Origin of the sequence: Pseudomonas palleroniana, from assembly GCF_022836895.1 — a bacterium.
GTDB lineage: Bacteria > Pseudomonadota > Gammaproteobacteria > Pseudomonadales > Pseudomonadaceae > Aquipseudomonas > Aquipseudomonas palleroniana.
This window is the reverse complement of sequence record NZ_CP092411.1, coordinates 245,959-262,256: the sequence shown is the minus strand read 5'-3', so window position 1 is coordinate 262,256 and position 16,298 is coordinate 245,959. Positions and strand designations below refer to the sequence as shown.

General features: G+C 61.5%; 16 protein-coding genes. 8 read left to right on the top strand and 8 right to left on the bottom strand.

Going from position 1 to position 16,298, the window contains the following annotated elements:
• Positions 1 to 111 precede the first annotated feature (111 nt).
• Together MJP36_RS01145 and desA are read right to left on the bottom strand one after the other, a co-directional pair.
• Positions 112 to 1,113, bottom strand: coding sequence for a sensor domain-containing diguanylate cyclase (locus tag MJP36_RS01145; protein ID WP_090367590.1), 1,002 nt, complete (start codon positions 1,111 to 1,113; stop codon positions 112 to 114).
• A 313-nt stretch (positions 1,114 to 1,426) separates the two neighbouring features.
• The gene (desA, locus tag MJP36_RS01140) at positions 1,427 to 2,611 is read right to left on the bottom strand and encodes a delta-9 fatty acid desaturase DesA (protein ID WP_060755532.1); all 1,185 of its coding nucleotides are present in this window, start codon (positions 2,609 to 2,611) and stop codon (positions 1,427 to 1,429) included.
• A gap of 166 nt (positions 2,612 to 2,777) precedes the next feature.
• Between desA and dibA the strand changes: the two genes are divergently transcribed.
• The 6 genes from dibA to MJP36_RS01110 all read left to right on the top strand — a co-directional run bounded on the left by dibA (position 2,778) and on the right by MJP36_RS01110 (position 9,127).
• Positions 2,778 to 4,691 (top strand): phosphodiesterase DibA, encoded by a 1,914-nt coding sequence (gene dibA, locus MJP36_RS01135; protein WP_244384667.1) that lies wholly within the window; start codon positions 2,778 to 2,780, stop codon positions 4,689 to 4,691.
• 299 nt (positions 4,692 to 4,990) lie between these two features.
• Positions 4,991 to 5,173 carry a sulfur starvation response protein OscA gene (oscA, locus tag MJP36_RS01130; RefSeq protein WP_060755534.1) on the top strand — a complete coding sequence of 61 codons (183 nt, stop codon included), beginning with the start codon at positions 4,991 to 4,993 and terminating at the stop codon, positions 5,171 to 5,173.
• Between the two features lie 66 nt (positions 5,174 to 5,239).
• Entirely contained in the window at positions 5,240 to 6,250 is a 1,011-nt protein-coding gene (locus MJP36_RS01125; protein ID WP_060755535.1) for a sulfate ABC transporter substrate-binding protein, read from the top strand.
• A gap of 188 nt (positions 6,251 to 6,438) precedes the next feature.
• Positions 6,439 to 7,257 (top strand): sulfate ABC transporter permease subunit CysT, encoded by an 819-nt coding sequence (gene cysT, locus MJP36_RS01120; protein ID WP_104995186.1) that lies wholly within the window; start codon positions 6,439 to 6,441, stop codon positions 7,255 to 7,257.
• 13 nt (positions 7,258 to 7,270) lie between these two features.
• Positions 7,271 to 8,143: a sulfate ABC transporter permease subunit CysW gene (cysW, locus tag MJP36_RS01115; protein WP_060755537.1), complete on the top strand. Its 873-nt coding sequence runs from the start codon at positions 7,271 to 7,273 to the stop codon at positions 8,141 to 8,143.
• A gap of 3 nt (positions 8,144 to 8,146) precedes the next feature.
• The gene (locus MJP36_RS01110) at positions 8,147 to 9,127 is read left to right on the top strand and encodes a sulfate/molybdate ABC transporter ATP-binding protein (RefSeq protein WP_244384666.1); all 981 of its coding nucleotides are present in this window, start codon (positions 8,147 to 8,149) and stop codon (positions 9,125 to 9,127) included.
• A gap of 153 nt (positions 9,128 to 9,280) precedes the next feature.
• Here the strand turns inward: MJP36_RS01110 and MJP36_RS01105 are convergent, their stop codons facing one another.
• The gene (locus MJP36_RS01105; RefSeq protein WP_244384664.1) at positions 9,281 to 9,808 is read right to left on the bottom strand and encodes an Mpo1 family 2-hydroxy fatty acid dioxygenase; all 528 of its coding nucleotides are present in this window, start codon (positions 9,806 to 9,808) and stop codon (positions 9,281 to 9,283) included.
• A gap of 83 nt (positions 9,809 to 9,891) precedes the next feature.
• Here MJP36_RS01105 and MJP36_RS01100 point away from each other — a divergent pair, with 83 nt between their 5' ends.
• The gene (locus MJP36_RS01100; RefSeq protein ID WP_244384663.1) at positions 9,892 to 10,578 is read left to right on the top strand and encodes a Crp/Fnr family transcriptional regulator; all 687 of its coding nucleotides are present in this window, start codon (positions 9,892 to 9,894) and stop codon (positions 10,576 to 10,578) included.
• Between the two features lie 8 nt (positions 10,579 to 10,586).
• Here the strand turns inward: MJP36_RS01100 and uraH are convergent, their stop codons facing one another.
• The 3 genes from uraH to MJP36_RS01085 form a co-directional block, all read right to left on the bottom strand.
• A complete protein-coding gene (gene uraH / locus MJP36_RS01095) occupies positions 10,587 to 10,997 on the bottom strand; it encodes a hydroxyisourate hydrolase (protein ID WP_090367577.1) in 411 nt (136 codons plus the stop codon).
• Between the two features lie 25 nt (positions 10,998 to 11,022).
• Complete coding sequence (locus tag MJP36_RS01090) at positions 11,023 to 11,496, bottom strand: GlcG/HbpS family heme-binding protein (RefSeq protein ID WP_104995189.1); 474 nt, start codon at positions 11,494 to 11,496, stop codon at positions 11,023 to 11,025.
• A 112-nt stretch (positions 11,497 to 11,608) separates the two neighbouring features.
• The gene (locus MJP36_RS01085; RefSeq protein ID WP_104995190.1) at positions 11,609 to 12,613 is read right to left on the bottom strand and encodes an AraC family transcriptional regulator; all 1,005 of its coding nucleotides are present in this window, start codon (positions 12,611 to 12,613) and stop codon (positions 11,609 to 11,611) included.
• Positions 12,614 to 12,714: 101 nt separating this feature from the next.
• On the opposite strand from MJP36_RS01085, the gene MJP36_RS01080 reads away from it, so the two are divergent.
• Positions 12,715 to 13,785: a fatty acid desaturase gene (locus MJP36_RS01080; protein ID WP_104995191.1), complete on the top strand. Its 1,071-nt coding sequence runs from the start codon at positions 12,715 to 12,717 to the stop codon at positions 13,783 to 13,785.
• On the opposite strand, the gene MJP36_RS01075 is transcribed toward MJP36_RS01080, so the two are convergent.
• On the bottom strand, positions 13,772 to 14,587 hold the full coding sequence (locus MJP36_RS01075; RefSeq protein ID WP_104995192.1) for an ABC transporter ATP-binding protein: 816 nt from the start codon (positions 14,585 to 14,587) through the stop codon (positions 13,772 to 13,774). The two genes, MJP36_RS01080 and MJP36_RS01075, sit on opposite strands and share 14 nt — an antisense overlap.
• Positions 14,584 to 16,194, bottom strand: a complete 1,611-nt coding sequence (locus MJP36_RS01070; protein ID WP_104995193.1) for an ABC transporter permease — start codon at positions 16,192 to 16,194, stop codon at positions 14,584 to 14,586. Before MJP36_RS01070 ends, MJP36_RS01075 begins: the two co-directional genes overlap by 4 nt.
• Positions 16,195 to 16,298: the final 104 nt, after the last annotated feature.

Below are 16,298 nucleotides of genomic sequence, written 5' to 3'. Positions count from 1 at the left end.
CCACAATTTATTCATCGTCCGCTTTATCGCTTAACTGACTGGCATTAGGGTTTGCCCCGATAGCGTCGTGTTAGCCAATCGTCTGGTGCCTGGCACGCCCTCCGCCGAGCTTCAGCCCGCTACCACGCGGTTCTTGCCCTGGCGTTTGGCTTCGTACATCGCGGCGTCGGCCCGGGCAAACAGGCTGTCCAGGGTCGAGTCGTCTTCGCGCAGGCCGGCCAGGCCCTGGCTGATGGTCACGGTGAACTCACGGCCCTCATAGCTGAAACCCAACGCCTGGATTTCCTTGCCCAGCCGCTCGGCGACCTGCAACGCCATCTCGGGCGCACAACCGGGCAACACTGCGGCGAACTCTTCGCCGCCAATGCGTCCGAACAGATCGCCACGGCGCAATACCCCTCGACCGCTTTCGGCGATGCGCCGCAGTACCTGATCGCCCTCCAGATGGCCGTAGGAGTCGTTGATGTCCTTGAAATCATCAATGTCCAGCAACAGGAAAGCCAGCGGGGTGCCTTGGGCACAGGCGCTGTCGAACGCCTGGTTGGCGCACTCGAAGAAGTGCCGGCGATTGCTGCTCTGGGTCAGCACGTCGGTGGTGGCCAAGCGATGCAGCTCAAGCTCCAGCTGCTTTTTTTCGGTGATGTCCTCGGCTATGCCGACCACGATCACCGGCTTGCCCGGCTCGACCTGTTGGTTGATATAGCACTTGTCGCTCAGCCAGCGGATGTGACCGTCGGCGGTGATGATGCGGTACTCGCGGTCTTCCACGGCGCCTTGTTCGAGCACGCGGGCCAGGCTTTGTTCGGCGTAGTCGAGGTCTTCGGGGTGGACGCTGTTGCGCCATTCACGGTGGTCGGCCAGCAGCAGGCTGGCGGAGCGACCAAATATCCGTTCATAGGCCGGGCTCACGTAAAGCACGCGGCGGGTTTCCCAATCGATGGACCACAGCACGGCATTCACGCTGACCAGCAGCGAGCTGAGCAGCTGTTCGCGCTCACTCAGCCGCTCGACCTCTCCTTGGGCATGCATCAACGCCAACAGGGTTGATGCCGCAGCCGGGCGGGGGTGTTCGGCCGTCGGGGTATTGGGTGCAAAGGGCTTTTCGTGAACCATCGGCACAACTCTCTCTGGGCACGCTGCCGGCATCGGGCAGCGGTCACTACAAGGGCCACCATGATGGCGAAGTGTTGATTGAGAGAGGGGATTTGCGGTGAAGTTCCATGATCCGGTTGACTAAGAAATGACGTCAGAAACCGGTGGCAAGCCAAACTCGGCGTGCTGTCAAGTCAAGGCGAGCGCTCTACCTTGGGCGATCGAGCTTGCTCGGGTTGGACTGCGCAGCAGTCCCAGCCAAACCAAAGGCTGGGGCCGCTTTGCGGCCCAGCGGGAGCAAGCGCCCTCACCACAGGAGGGCTTTGAGAACTGGTCAGGCCGCTGCAGGGCGCAGCGAATAGGTCTTGAGCTGGTGAGCAAAATCGCGCAGGGATTGGATGCCGCTGGCCTCGGCCTCGTGCACCCATTCCTTGATCGCCGCCAGCATGTCGTGGCCATTGGAACTGGTCTTCACCCAGATCTGCTGCAACGCCAGGCGCTTCTCGTAGATCACGGTCAGCGCATGGCTGTGCTCCAGCATGTTCTGGATGCGCAGGTGGTGACGGTCATCCAGCAGGCTGGTTTCCCGCGAGAGCAGGCGCTTGGCACGGTGGAACTGGTGACGCACCGAGTGATCGACTTTCTCCAGCTCCTGCTTGACCAGCGGCCCGATCACCAGCTTGCGGTACTGCGCCATGATCTGGAAGCGGTTGTTGAGGATCGCCATGGCGGTGTCCATGTCCAGGTGGCCCTTGCCCTCGACGCGGTGCGCGATAGGCGCAACGCGCTGCACCTTGGCCAAGCGCAGGAAGCTGAATACCTTGATCCACGCCCAGCCCAGGTCGAACTCCCACTTCTTGACCGACAGCTTGGCCGAGTTGGGGTAGGTATGGTGGTTGTTGTGCAGCTCTTCGCCGCCGACGATGATGCCCCAGGGCACCAGGTTGGTGGCCGCGTCACGGCATTCGAAATTGCGGTAGCCCACGGCATGCCCCAGGCCGTTGATCACACCGGCGGCCCAGAACGGAATCCACATCATCTGGATCGCCCAGATGGTGATGCCGATAGTGCCGAACAGCAGCAGGTCGATCACGCCCATGATCGCCACGCCCAGCAACGGGTAGGGCGTGTAGATTTTGCGTTCGATCCAGTCGTCCGGGCAGTTCTTGCCGTAGATGCGCAGGGTCTCGGGGTTTTCAGCCTCGGCCCGATACAGCTCGGCACCTTTGCGCAGCACTGTGGACAAACCTTTGATGACCGGGCTGTGCGGGTCGTCGACGGTTTCGCATTTGGCGTGGTGTTTGCGGTGGATGGCCGTCCACTCGCGGGTGTTCTGCGCCGTGGTCAGCCACAGCCAGAAGCGGAAGAAGTGTTTCAGGCCGGCATTGAGCTCCAGGGAGCGATGGGCCGAATAACGGTGCAGATAGACGGTGACCCCGACAATGGTCACGTGGGTCATCAACAGCGTGACTGCCACCAGTTGCCAGGCTGACAGGTCAAGAAAACCGTTGTACCACATAGGCTGTATGGCCCTCAGATAAAGAAAAAGACAGCTCACGCATTATCACTAAGCCAACAGAGAAAACCAGCCACCGTTTCAGATAGGAGTGACTGGATGTTTCTTATTCTATAATCCTCAGCCTTTGTAGGGCGATTCTGTTTTTTTGGTAAGGATTACTGAAGATATGCTGTATTCATACCGAGGAGCCCTACGCGTAGGGCTGGTGTACCTGCTGGTTTCCGTTGTGTGGCTCCAGCTCAGCAACCACCTATTGATCAACTTTCTCGATAACCCGTGGGAGTTGGGACGCTGGCTGCAGGCGCGCGGCTACGTGTGGGTGGGCCTCAGTGCGCTGGTGATCTACCTGATCTGTGCGCGCTTTGCGCGTACACACCAGGTGCAGCAGCCCTTGAAGGAGAATCGCGAGCGCCTGCAACAGGCTGCCGCAGTGTTCGATTGCACCCGCGAAGGGGTGCTGGTCACCGACGCTCGGGGATTGATCGTGCACGTCAACCGCGCCTTCATGGCGATCACCGGCTACAGCGGCGAAGACGTCATGGGCAAGCGGCCGAGCCTGTTCAAATCGGGGCGCCATTCGTCGAATTTCTACCAGCAGATGTTCCAGACCCTGGAGCGCACCGACGAATGGAGCGGTGAAATCTGGAACCGGCGCAAAAGCGGCGAGATTTATCCACAGTGGCAAACCATCCGCGTGATCCGCGATGACCAAGGCAAGGCCACTCACTACGTGGCGGTCTTTTCCGATATCAGCGCCATCAAGGATTCCGAGCACGAACTGGCCCGCCTGGCCCATCATGACCCACTGACCGACCTGCCCAACCGCCTGCTCTTCAGCGACCGTGCCCACCAGGCACTGGCCTCGGCTCAAGTGCATAAACGTGGCTGTGCGCTGCTGTTGATGGACCTGGACCACTTCAAGATCATCAACGACAGCCTCGGCCACACCACCGGCGACCAATTGCTCAAGGCGGTGGGGGAGCGCTTGAAAGGCCTGTTCGGCCCCGGCGTCACGCTGGCGCGCCTGGGTGGGGATGAGTTCGCCGTGTTGGTGGAAAGTTGTCCACAGGTGGTTCAGGCGGCCGCATTGGCCCAGAGAATCCTCGATGCGATGAAAGAGCCGTTCGTGTTTGACGGCAACCAGCTGTTTATCAGTGCCAGCATTGGCATCAGCCTGTTTCCCAGCGACGCCCTCAGCGCCGAACAGCTGCTGCGCAATGCCGACTCGGCCTTGTTCAAGGCCAAGAGCGCCGGGCGCGAAGGTTACGCGCTGTACACCGAAGAACTCACCGCCCATGCCCAGCATCGGGTGGAAATCGCCGGTGAATTGCGCCGCGCCCTTGAGCAGCAAGAGCTGCGTGTCTACTACCAACCCGTGCATGACCTGCAAGACAGCCGCCTGGTCGGCGTCGAAGCCTTGGTGCGCTGGCAGCATCCGGAGCGTGGCCTGGTGCCGCCGGGTGAATTTATCCCGATCGCCGAGCGCACCGGGCTGATTGCCGACATTGATGCCTGGGTGATGCACGAAGCCTGTCGCCAGATGTGCCAATGGCTGGCTGAAGGCGCGCCGCTGAGTTTTATCGCGGTCAACGTGTCCAGCCGTTTGTTTGCCCGACGCGAACTGTACGAACAAGTTGCCCAGGTCTTGCACAGCACTGGCCTGGCGCCGGCGTTCCTGGAGCTGGAAGTCACGGAAAGTGCGGTGATGGACGACCCTGAAGTCGCCCTGGAGCAATTGCACCGCCTGCGTGAACTGGGCTTGCGCCTGGCCATCGATGATTTTGGCACCGGCTATTCCTCGCTGCTGCGCCTCAAGCGCCTGCCGGTGCAGAAGCTCAAGATCGACCAGGGCTTTGTCGCCGGGTTGCCGTGGGATGAAGACGATGCGGCCATTGTGCGCGTGGTGATCGCCCTGGCGAAAAGCATGGGCATGCAAGTGCATGCCGAAGGGATTGAGCAGGTGGAGCAGGCAAGGTTTCTGTTGGAGCAGGAATGCGATATGGGCCAGGGGTATTGGTTTGGGCGGCCCATGCCGGCGGCGGAAATCGACTGGTCCCGGGCGCCTGCGATCCGCCCTTGAAGATGGCCAAGTGTGGGAGGGGGCTTGCTCCCGATAGCGGTGGTTCAGCCAAGAGTTTCCAACCTGACGCACCGCTATCGGGAGCAAGCCCCCTCCCCCATGTGGAACGTCACTAGGCTTGATTTCAGCGATTGAAGATAAAAAACCTTTGCAACTCCAAGTCTTGCCAGAAAATTCTTTCTGGTTATATAAACATTCTTAAATAGTATTTTTAAGAATATCCGCGCTTATCTACTATCGCTCTCACGCCGCAAGCAGTGCCGCCACTGCGAGGCACTATTCATTTCAGGAGCGAGACCATGAGCGCATCTCTACGTAGCGTCGACGGCCAGGACGAAGCAGCCATTTTGCGTGAGATCCAGAGCGCCTTGCGCGATCTGCGGTTTGGCGCGGTGGAAATCACTGTGCACAACGCTCAAGTGGTACAGATCGAACGCAAGGAAAAATTCCGTTTGCAGAACCCGGGTAACAAACCGAACTAAGCAACTACGGCGATAGACCCCGCAACTATAAGAAAAAGCCAACACCCCGAATTTCAGGAGCCTTCTATGTCGTCGATTCGCCGTTATGCCCTGGCCGCCCTGGCCAGTGCCGTGTTTGCCGGTTCCGCCGTTGCCAAGGACTACGAGTTGCTCAACGTCTCGTACGACCCGACTCGTGAGCTGTACCAGGACTACAACGCTGAGTTCACCCAATTCTGGAAACAGTCCCACCCGGATGACAACGTCAAGATCCAGCAATCCCATGGCGGTTCGGGCAAGCAGGGCCGGGCGGTGATCGACGGCCTGCGCGCTGACGTTGTGACGCTGGCGCTGGCCGGCGACATCGACGAAATCGCCAAGCTGGGCAAGACCCTGCCGGAAAACTGGCAAACCCGCCTGCCGGACGCCAGCACCCCGTACACCTCGACCATCGTGTTCCTGGTGCGCAAGGGCAACCCCAAGGGCATCAAGGACTGGGGCGACCTGATCAAGAAAGACGTTTCGGTGATTACCCCGAACCCGAAAACCTCCGGCGGTGCTCGCTGGAACTTCCTCGCCGCCTGGGCCTACGGCCTGAAGGCTGGTGGTAGCGAAGCCAAGGCCCAGGAATACGTGAAAGAGCTATTCAAGCACGTCCCTGTGCTGGACACCGGCGCCCGCGGCTCGACCATCACCTTCGTCAACAACGGTCAGGGTGACGTGTTGCTGGCCTGGGAAAACGAGGCGTTCCTGGCGTTGAAAGAAGACGGCGGCGCCGATAAGTTCGATATCGTCGTGCCGTCCCTGTCGATCCTCGCGGAGCCGCCGGTGGCCGTGGTCGACAAGAACGCCGAGAAAAAGGGCAACACCGAGATCGCTACCGAGTACCTGAAACACCTGTACAGCCCGGCTGGCCAGGAGATTGCCGCGAAGAACTTCTACCGCCCACGCGATGAGAAAGTCGCTGCAAAATACGCCCAGCAGTTCCCGAAACTGGACCTGGTGACTATCGACAAAGACTTCGGCGGCTGGAAAACTGCCCAACCGAAATTCTTCAATGACGGTGGTGTGTTCGACCAGATCTACACGGCGCAATAAGCCAAATTATCTGTTGGAGCCCGCTTTCCGTGGCGAGGGAGCTTGCTCCCGCTGGAGCGCGAAGCGCTCCCAAACCGGCAACTCAGTCGCCTGGTTTTGGGGCCGCTGCGCAGCCCAGCGGGAGCAAGCTCCCTCGCCACGATAGGTTCGCTACCGCAGTGGTATGTCACCGCTAACCAAGGACTCTTATGTCGCGTCGTATTTCCCCCGTCATACCCGGCTTCGGGCTGACGCTGGGCTACACCGTGGTGTACCTCAGCCTGATCGTACTCATCCCCCTGGCGGCGATGTTTGTACACGCCGCTCAACTCACCTGGGATCAGTTCTGGAACATCATCAGCGCACCACGGGTGCTGGCGGCGTTGAAACTCAGCTTCAGCACCGCGCTGTATGCCGCCCTGATCAACGGCGTGATCGGCACGCTGCTGGCCTGGGTGCTGGTGCGCTACACCTTCCCCGGACGCAAGATCATCGATGCGATGATCGACCTGCCGTTCGCCCTGCCCACCGCCGTGGCCGGTATCGCGCTGACTGCGCTGTACACGCCTAATGGCCTGGTTGGCCAGTTCGCCGCAGACCTGGGCTTCAAGATCGCCTACACACCGTTGGGTATCACCCTGGCGCTGACCTTCGTCACGCTGCCATTCGTGGTGCGTACGGTGCAGCCGGTGCTCGCCGATATCCCCCGGGAAGTTGAAGAGGCCGCCGCCTGCCTGGGCGCCAAGCCGCTGCAGGTTTTCCGCTACATCCTGGTGCCTGCGTTGTTGCCTGCCTGGCTGACCGGCTTCGCCCTGGCATTTGCCCGAGGCGTGGGTGAATACGGTTCGGTGATTTTCATCGCCGGCAACATGCCGATGAAAACCGAGATCCTGCCGTTGCTGATCATGGTCAAGCTCGATCAGTACGACTACCGCGGCGCCACTTCCATCGGCGTGTTGATGCTGGTGGTTTCCTTTGTCTTGCTGCTGCTGATCAACTTGTTGCAGCGGCGCATCGAACGTCCATAAGGAGGCGCGGAACATGTCCCAATCGTCTATTTCCGCCGCGTCCTCGGCCAACGCTGCCCGGCGTGGCAGTGCCGTATCGCGACGTATCCTGATCAGCCTCGGCTGGCTGGTGTTTGCACTGTTCCTGCTGTTGCCACTGTTTATCGTGGTGTCCCAGGGCTTGAAGAATGGTCTCGGTGCTTTCTTCACCGCGATCCTCGAACCCGACGCGCTGTCGGCGCTGAAGCTCACGGTGATCGCGGTAGTGATTTCGGTGCCGCTCAACCTGGTGTTCGGCGTCAGCGCGGCATGGTGCGTAAGCAAATATTCGTTCCGTGGCAAAAGCATCCTGGTGACGCTGATCGACCTGCCGTTTTCGGTTTCACCGGTGATCGCGGGCCTGGTCTATGTACTGATGTTTGGTGCCCAGGGGTTTTTTGGCCCATGGCTGCAAGCGCATGACATCCAGATCGTATTCGCCTTGCCCGGCATTGTGCTTGCCACCATCTTCGTCACCGTGCCTTTCGTGGCGCGTGAGTTGATCCCGCTGATGCAGGAGCAGGGCACCCAGGAAGAAGAGGCTGCGCGCCTGCTCGGCGCCAATGGCTGGCAGATGTTCTGGCATGTGACCGTGCCGAACATCAAATGGGGCCTGATCTACGGTGTGGTGCTGTGCACCGCCCGGGCGATGGGCGAGTTCGGCGCGGTGTCGGTCGTGTCCGGCCACATTCGTGGCGTGACCAACACCCTGCCGCTGCATGTCGAGATTCTCTACAACGAATACAACCACGTTGCCGCGTTTGCGGTGGCCAGCCTGTTGCTGATCCTGGCGCTCTTCATCCTGCTGCTCAAGCAGTGGAGCGAGAACCGTATCAACCGCCTGCGCAAAAGCGCCGGTGAGGAATAAGTCATGTCGATCGAAGTCCGTAATGTCAGCAAGAACTTCAACGCCTTCAAGGCCCTGAACAGCATCAATCTGGACATCCAGAGTGGCGAGCTGGTGGCGTTGCTCGGCCCGTCCGGCTGCGGCAAGACCACCTTGTTGCGCATCATCGCGGGCCTCGAGACCCCGGACGCCGGCAATATCGTGTTCCACGGTGAAGACGTGTCCGGCCACGACGTGCGTGATCGCAACGTCGGCTTTGTGTTCCAGCACTATGCGTTGTTTCGCCATATGACGGTGTTCGATAACGTCGCCTTCGGCCTGCGCATGAAGCCGAAAAACCAACGCCCGAGCGAAAGCCAGATCGCGGGCAAGGTGCACGAGCTGCTGAACATGGTGCAGCTCGATTGGCTGTCCGATCGCTACCCGGAACAACTCTCCGGTGGCCAGCGCCAGCGTATCGCCCTGGCCCGTGCCCTGGCGGTGGAGCCCAAGGTGCTGCTGCTGGATGAGCCGTTCGGTGCCCTTGACGCCAAGGTGCGCAAGGAGCTGCGCCGCTGGCTGGCGCGCCTGCACGAAGACATCAACCTGACCTCGGTGTTCGTGACCCACGACCAGGAAGAGGCCATGGAAGTCGCCGACCGTATCGTGGTGATGAACAAAGGCGTGATCGAGCAGATCGGCTCACCGGGCGACGTCTATGAAAACCCGGCCAGCGACTTTGTGTACCACTTCCTCGGCGACTCCAACCGTCTGCATCTGGGTGAGGACCAGCACGTACTGTTCCGGCCGCACGAAGTGTCGCTGTCGCGGCATGAGCTGGAAGACCACCACGCGGCTGAGGTACGCGATATCCGCCCGCTCGGCGCAACGACGCGGGTAACGCTGAAAGTGGAAGGCCAGAGCGAACTGATCGAGGCCGAAGTGGTGAAGGATCACGATAGCCTGACCGGCTTGGCGCGGGGCGAAACCCTGTTCTTCAAACCCAAGGTCTGGCAGAAAGCCTGACAGGCTCGCAAACCCAATCTGAATGTGGCCAATCTGAGATAGGACCAATCTGAAATGGGGCCACTGTGGGAGGGGGCTTGCTCCCGATAGCGGTGGGGCAGCGGCAGATAAGCTGGCTGATCCACCGCCATCGGGAGCAAGCCCCTCCCACTTTTAGACTTCTCTCGGTTTCAGATCGCGGCGTGCCACAGGGCCTGAGCGCTGTTCGATCTGCTCTTTCAGGCCATGGCGCAACCCCAGCAAAAACGCCAACTCCGCCACCACAAACAACGGCCCGACGATCAGCCCCGACACATCATCCACAAACGCAGGCTTGCGGCCTTCGTAGTAATGCCCGACAAACTGAATCAGCCAGCCCACCACAAACAGACCGATGCCACTGCTCAGCCACACCGTCGTGCTCTGCGCTGCGAGTGCGTGCCCGGCCCACACCGACAAGCCCATCAATACCGTCATCAACACGCCCAGCGCCAGCTCCAGGCGCAGGTAAAACCACGCCGAAAACAACGCCAGCAACACCGCAGGTGATAACCACAGCCCGCCTACCGCCCACGCGGGACGTGACAGCAGCACGGCAACCGCCACCACGATGAGTGGGATACCGATAAAGTGGCTGGCGATATTGCGCGGGTCGCGATGGTAGGCGGCGTATTGACTGAGGTGGTCGACGAGGCTTTTCATTGTTGTTCCTCCTGTAGGATGTTTGATCATGCCCTGTCAGCCAGCGACTGACTGTCAGCTGGCCGACAATCTTCGGAGTTCTCATGGACACAGAGCAATGGCACTCACGGCTGGCCGCCGGGCATTGGTTCAGCCATTTGCCTGGGCCTTTTCAGCATAGCCTGCTGGCCCATGCCCGGTTGCGGCAGCTGGAGGCCGGGCAATACCTGTTCAAGCGTGGCGACCCGCCTTGCGGCCTGTATGCGGTGCTGGACGGCGCGGTACGCATCAGCGCGGTGAATGCCCAAGGCAAGGAAGCGGTATTGAGCCTGGTTGAAACGCCTTACTGGTTCGGCGAAATCTGCCTGTTCGATAACCTGCCGCGCACCCATGATGCCCTGGCCATGGGCGCCTGCACGCTGTTGCAGGTGCCACAGGTGGCGCTGCTTGGCGTCCTCGAACATCATCCGGCGTATTGGCGCGACCTGGCCTTGTTGATGAGCCACAAGCTGCGCCTGTCGTTGATCAATATCGAACAGATGAGCCTGATGCCCGCGTCCGCGCGCCTGGCCCATCGGCTGCTGATGATCGCCGAGGGCTACGGCGAAACAGACCAGGTGCGGCGCACCCTGCAACTGCCCCAGGAGGATCTTGCGGCGATGCTGGGCCTGTCTCGCCAGACCACCAACAGTCTGCTCAAGGCCCTGGAACTGCAGGGCACCATCGGCCTGAGTTACGGCGCGATTGAAGTCCTGGATTTACAGGGCCTGCGGCGTGCCGCAGGCACCTGAGCGAGGAACTACGAGCCGCGATAGGTGGAGAACCCGTAAGGGCTGAGCAGCAGCGGGATGTGGTAATGCTGGTCGGCCTGCTTGACCTGGAAAATCACCGGTACCTCGGGGAAGAATGTCTCGCGGTTGGCCTTCTTGTAATAGTCGCCGGTCTTGAACACCACGCGATACTCACCCGGCGTCATGCTGCGGTTGGCGGGGAACAGTTCGGCGATACGGCCCTGCTGGTTGGTGACACCTTCGGACAGTGGCTGCCATTGATTGCCGACCTGCTGCTCCAGGGTCACGCTGACGCCGGCGGATGGCAGCCCATTCTCCAGGTTGAGTACATGCACGCTCAACGGGTTGCCATCGGCCAGGGCCAGGTTGCACAAGCCACTGAGGCTGAGGGCGGCGAGGGTGATGCTGAGGGTTTTCATCGAGAACTCCTTGTCAGGGGAAAAATCAGAGGGAAATGCTCAAGCCCAATTGTTGGGCGGCCTGCACGGCACAGGTTTCGTCCTGCGCCGCGCCACCGGCCCCGGCAACGCCCAGCGCACCGACCAGTTGTGCATCGGCAAACAGCGGCACGCCACCACCGAGCAACAGTAGCTCGGGCAAGCTATTGAGGTTGGCGGCCTCGGGGTTGTTGCGCGCCCGTTCGGCGAACAGCCGGGTCGGGGTTTTGGTCGAGAGCGCTGTGTACGCTTTGCGCTGGCTGGCGAGGCTATTATGCGGGCCGACGCCGTCGGCGCGCAGGCTCAGCAGCAGGTTGCCGCCGCGGTCCACGACGGTCAGCGCGGCGTTGCAGTGCTCAAGGCCGGCGTCGGCCAGTTGGCGTGCAGTATGCAGATCAAGGTCGGCATGGTGGGGCAACGGCGGGGCGGCCAACGCCCCGGTGCAGACGGCAAGGCTCAAGAACAAGGCATGGCGAGGCATAAGGACGACTCCGGAAAACAGGTCGCCACTCTAGGCGGTGAACAGGGTCAGAAACCGCACAATTTAATGACAGGTTTGTAATCAAACCCAGCCGCAACCGGCACGGCATCCTCTAGCGCAAGCCCTCGCGAAACTGCCCCGGTGTCATCCCCGTCCAGCGCTTGAACGCCCGGTTGAAACTGCTGGTATCGGCAAACCCCAGCAGGTGGCTGATTTCAGCCAGTGAACAGTGCGGGTCGCGCAGGTGCAACAACGCCAGGTTCTCCCGGCAGTCGTTGAGCAAGGTATCGAAGCGGCAGCCTTCATCCGCCAGATGGCGTTGCAAGCTGCGCAGGCTCAAGTGCAGTGCCTGGGCGATCCGTTCGGCACTCGGCTCACCGTCGGGCAACTGTGCCTCGATAGAGGCCCGCACCTTGCGCTCCCAGGTCAGCGGTTGCAATTGGGCGAGGGTGCGTTTGAGCACGGTTTCGTTGTGTTCGGCCAATTCGGGGTTGGCATCGTCCAAGTGGCTATCGAAATCGTGGGCGGCGAATTCCAGGCGGTCTTCTGCGGCGCCGAAAAACAGCGGCGCGCGAAACACCGTGTGCCACGGCTTGGGGTCGGCCGGTTCGGGCCGCCGCAAGTACACCGCCAAGGGAGCGTAGTCACGGCCCAGGCGATTGCGGCAGGTGCGCACATAAATCGCCGCAAACGCGTCAATGGCTTCAAACGCCGGTGCCGGGCTGCCTGGCGGCTGCAACAGACGGAAGCGGTAGCGCTCGCCATCGCCGCTCAACTCCAGGGTCAAGGCATCGCTGACCACCTGGTGATAACGCACGATGCGCTCGAATACCTCGCGCAAGCTGCCGCTGGCCACCAAGGCATAGCCCAGTGCATGAAAGGTGGTGGGGCTGACGAACCGCGACACCCGCAGGCCAATCGCCGGATCACCGCTGGCCTGCACCGCCAGTTGCCACAGGCGCGTGGTCGCCGACAGTGGATAGCGCGCATTCGGGTCGTCCATCTGCTGCGGGTCGAGGCCGGCCTCCGCGCACAACGCGGCACTGTCGAGGTCCAGGGCGTCGAGCTGTTTGCGCAAGGCGCGGGTCCAGCTGGCGAGGGAGGTGGGTTCAGTCATGGCGATTGGCGCTTGCGGTCAACAGGTTGGCGTGTGGGGCTGATGCCCTGGCGCACCGCTTGGGCCAGGATGCACCTATCCATAGACAAGAGGATGGAAGCATGGACGGTACTTCTGCAAGTCCCCAACAGATGAACGCACAACAACGCTCGGCGCACATCCGTGACGTGGTGCTGGCCGAAGGGCTGCGGCTGCGCCGGCGCCACCCCTGGTTGCTGCATCAGGATGCACTGGGCGCGGGCATCCTGGCGTTTGCGCTGGTCGGCATGCTGGGTTCGGCGGCGCTCTACATCAACGGGCACATAGCCTGGTGGGTGTGCCTGCTGCTCAATGCTTTTCTGGCCTCATTGACCCATGAGTTGGAGCACGACCTGATCCACAGCATGTACTTTCGCAAGCAGCGCCTGCCCCACAACCTGATGATGGGCCTGGTGTGGCTGGCGCGGCCGAGCACGATCAACCCCTGGATACGCCGGCACCTGCACCTCAATCACCACAAGGTCTCCGGTACCGAAAGCGATATGGAAGAGCGCGCCATCACCAATGGTGAACCCTGGGGGTTTGCGCGATTGCTGATGGTGGGCGACAACGTGATGTCGGCGTTTATCCGCATGCTGCGCGCCAAGACCTGGAACCACAAATTGAAGATTCTGAAACGTTCGCTGCTGGTCTACGCACCGCTGGCGCTACTGCATTGGGGGGCGTGGTATGTGTTTCTGGGCTTCCATGCCGCCAACGGCATTGCCGGCCTGATGGGCACGCCGATTGGCTGGTCCGACGGTACTTTGCAGATGATGCAGGTGATCGACATCGCCGCCGTGGTGATCATCGGCCCCAACGTGCTGCGCACCTTCTGCCTGCACTTCGTCAGCTCCAACATGCATTACTACGGTGATGTGGAGCTGGGCAATGTGATCCAGCAGACCCAGGTGTTGAACCCCTGGTGGTTGTGGCCGTTGCAGGCGTTCTGCTTCAACTTCGGCAGCACCCATGGCATCCACCATTTTGTGGTGAAGGAGCCGTTTTACATTCGCCAGATGACGGCCAAGGTGGCCCACAAGGTCATGGCCGAGATGGGCGTGCGCTTCAATGACTTCGGCACGTTTGCCCGTGCCAATCGCTTTGAGCGCCAGGAGCGCCCCGACGCCGCGCTGTCTTTCAGCAAGCAATAAAGGCCAGGGGCAGATCGCGGATCTGCTCGCGCACGGGCGGCTGGTAATGGCCATCACTGGTCAGTTCGTGCAACAGCTCTTCGCGCAACTGGTGGAACTCGAAGCTGCTGCGCTGGCGCGGATGCGGCAAGGCGATGTCCACCACCTGCTTGATCCGCCCTGGCCGGGGCTCCATCACCACTACGCGGTCGGCGAGGAAAATCGCTTCTTCCACATCGTGGGTCACCAGCACCGTGGTGATCCTGGCGCGGGTGCGGATAGCCAATAACTCGTCCTGCATCTGCTGGCGGGTCAGTGCATCCAGGGCGCCGAACGGTTCGTCCAGCAACAGGATGCGCGGGCTGGCCACCAGGCCACGGGCGATGGCGACCCGTTGCGCCATGCCGCCGGACAATTGGTGAGGATAGGCGCGGGTAAAGTCAGTCAGGCCGACCAGCGCGATAAAGTCGCTGATGCGCCGGTCGCGTTCGGCTTCGCTCAGCGCTTCGTTGACCAGGCCCAGGCCGATGTTTTGCGCCACCGTCAGCCAGGGGAACAAGCGGTGCTCCTGGAACACGATGCCGCGCTCCCCGCCGATGCCGCGCACGGCTTTGCCGTCGACCTGGATCTCACCGCGAAACTGCGTGTCGAGCCCCACCAGCAGGCGCAGCAGGGTGGATTTGCCACAGCCGCTGGAACCCACAATCGCCACAAACTCGCCTTCGGCGATGTCCAGGTTGAATTCGCGGATGGCTTCCAGCGGGAAGCCGTCCACATCAAAGGTTTTGCCCACATGGTTGAAGCTGACGATAGCTGTGTTCATACGTGTCTCCAGCGGGTGGCGCGGGTTTCGATGCGTTGGCCGATCAGGTTGAGAGTGGCGCCCGTGAGGCCGACCAACAGCATGCCGCTCATGATCAGGTCCATGCGCAACAGCTGCTGGGCGCCGATCATCAGGCTGCCGATACCGCCGTTGGAAGGCATGAAGTATTCCGCGCCGATGGTGCCCAGCCAGGCGTAAATCAGGCTCAGGCGCAGGCCGGCGAAAATGCCCGCCGCCGCCCCCGGCAGTACCAGGTGGCGCAGGCGTTGGAACAGGTTCAGGCGCAGCACCTGCGTGGCTTCGCGCAGCTGCGGTGACAGGTTCAAGACGCTGCGTTGGGTGGCAATAAACAGCGGGAAAAATGCCGCCAGCGCGATAAACACCGACTTGGCCCCTTCACCCAGGCCGAACCAGGCGGTCAACAGCGGCACCCAGGCGAAAATCGCGATCTGGCGCAACGCGGCCAACGATGGGCCGAGCACTCGCTCACTACGTCGCGACAAGCCCAGCCACAGGCCCACGGCAAAACCCAGGCCGCCGCCCAGCAGCAGGCCGGCGAGCGTGCGCCCCAGGCTTTTGCCCAACGCACTGCTCAAGCTGCCATCCAGCACGCCGGCGATCGCGCTGTGCAGCACGGTCCACGGGCTGACCAGAATGTTCGGGTCTACCCACGCCTGTTGCGTCGCGACTTGCCACAACGCCAATAACAGGAGCGGCAACAGCCACGGTTGCAGGCGCTGCCAGCCGGTATAGCGTGGCCCGCGCCGGATCTGCGCGGTGGCCGGGTGGGGCCAGTGCACCCAGAGGCGATCCAGCCAGCCGACGCCACGATCCATCACCACACCCAGCACGCCGATGACCACGATGCATACGAAGACGATATCGAGCATGAACAACTGGCGCGCCCAGACCATCAGGTAGCCGATGCCTTCGCTGGAGGCCAGCAGTTCCACCGCCAGCAACGATGTCCAGCCGGCTGCCAGCGCCAGGCGCACCCCAGCCATGAACGCCGGCAGCGCGGCGGGCAGGATCAGTCGGCGGATCAGCAGGTGAGCGGGCAGGCGCAGCACGCGGGCCGCTTCGCGCAACGTGGGCTGGGCGTCGCGTACGCCGACCAGGGTGTGCAGGGTGACGGGCACCACGATCGCCTTTACCAGCACCACCAGTTTCAGGGTTTCGCCGATGCCGAAAAACACCATGAACAACGGAATCCAGGCCAGGGTCGGCACTTGTGACAGCGCACTGAAGGTGGGGAATACCAGGCGCTCGGCGCGGGCACTGAACCCCAGCAACGCGCCCAGTAAAGCCCCGGTGCCGATACCGGCCAGCAACCCCCAGAACAGGCGTTGCAAACTGATCGCCAGGTGGCTCCACAGCTCGCCTCCAGCCAGTTCCACTGCGCTGCTCCACACCAGCGCAGGCGGCGGCAGGATCTGCTCGCTCATCCAGTGATTGCGGCTGGCTAACCACCACAGTGCGAATAACGTCAGGGGCAGCAGCCAAGGCAACAGGCGTTCGCCAAGGTTCGGCCAGCGCCGCGCCGCACCTTTGGCCGCATCGGTGGAGGGGGCCGCGAGCGGTAGGCTCAAAAGTGAAATCCGGGCCATGGAGGACCTCCGTTGTTGCCGAGGGCTTTATGTGATTTTGATCTTACAAAAACTCAATCAAGATGATTGGGGGATAAGAAAATCATTTAAAGCTTCCGCCCGAC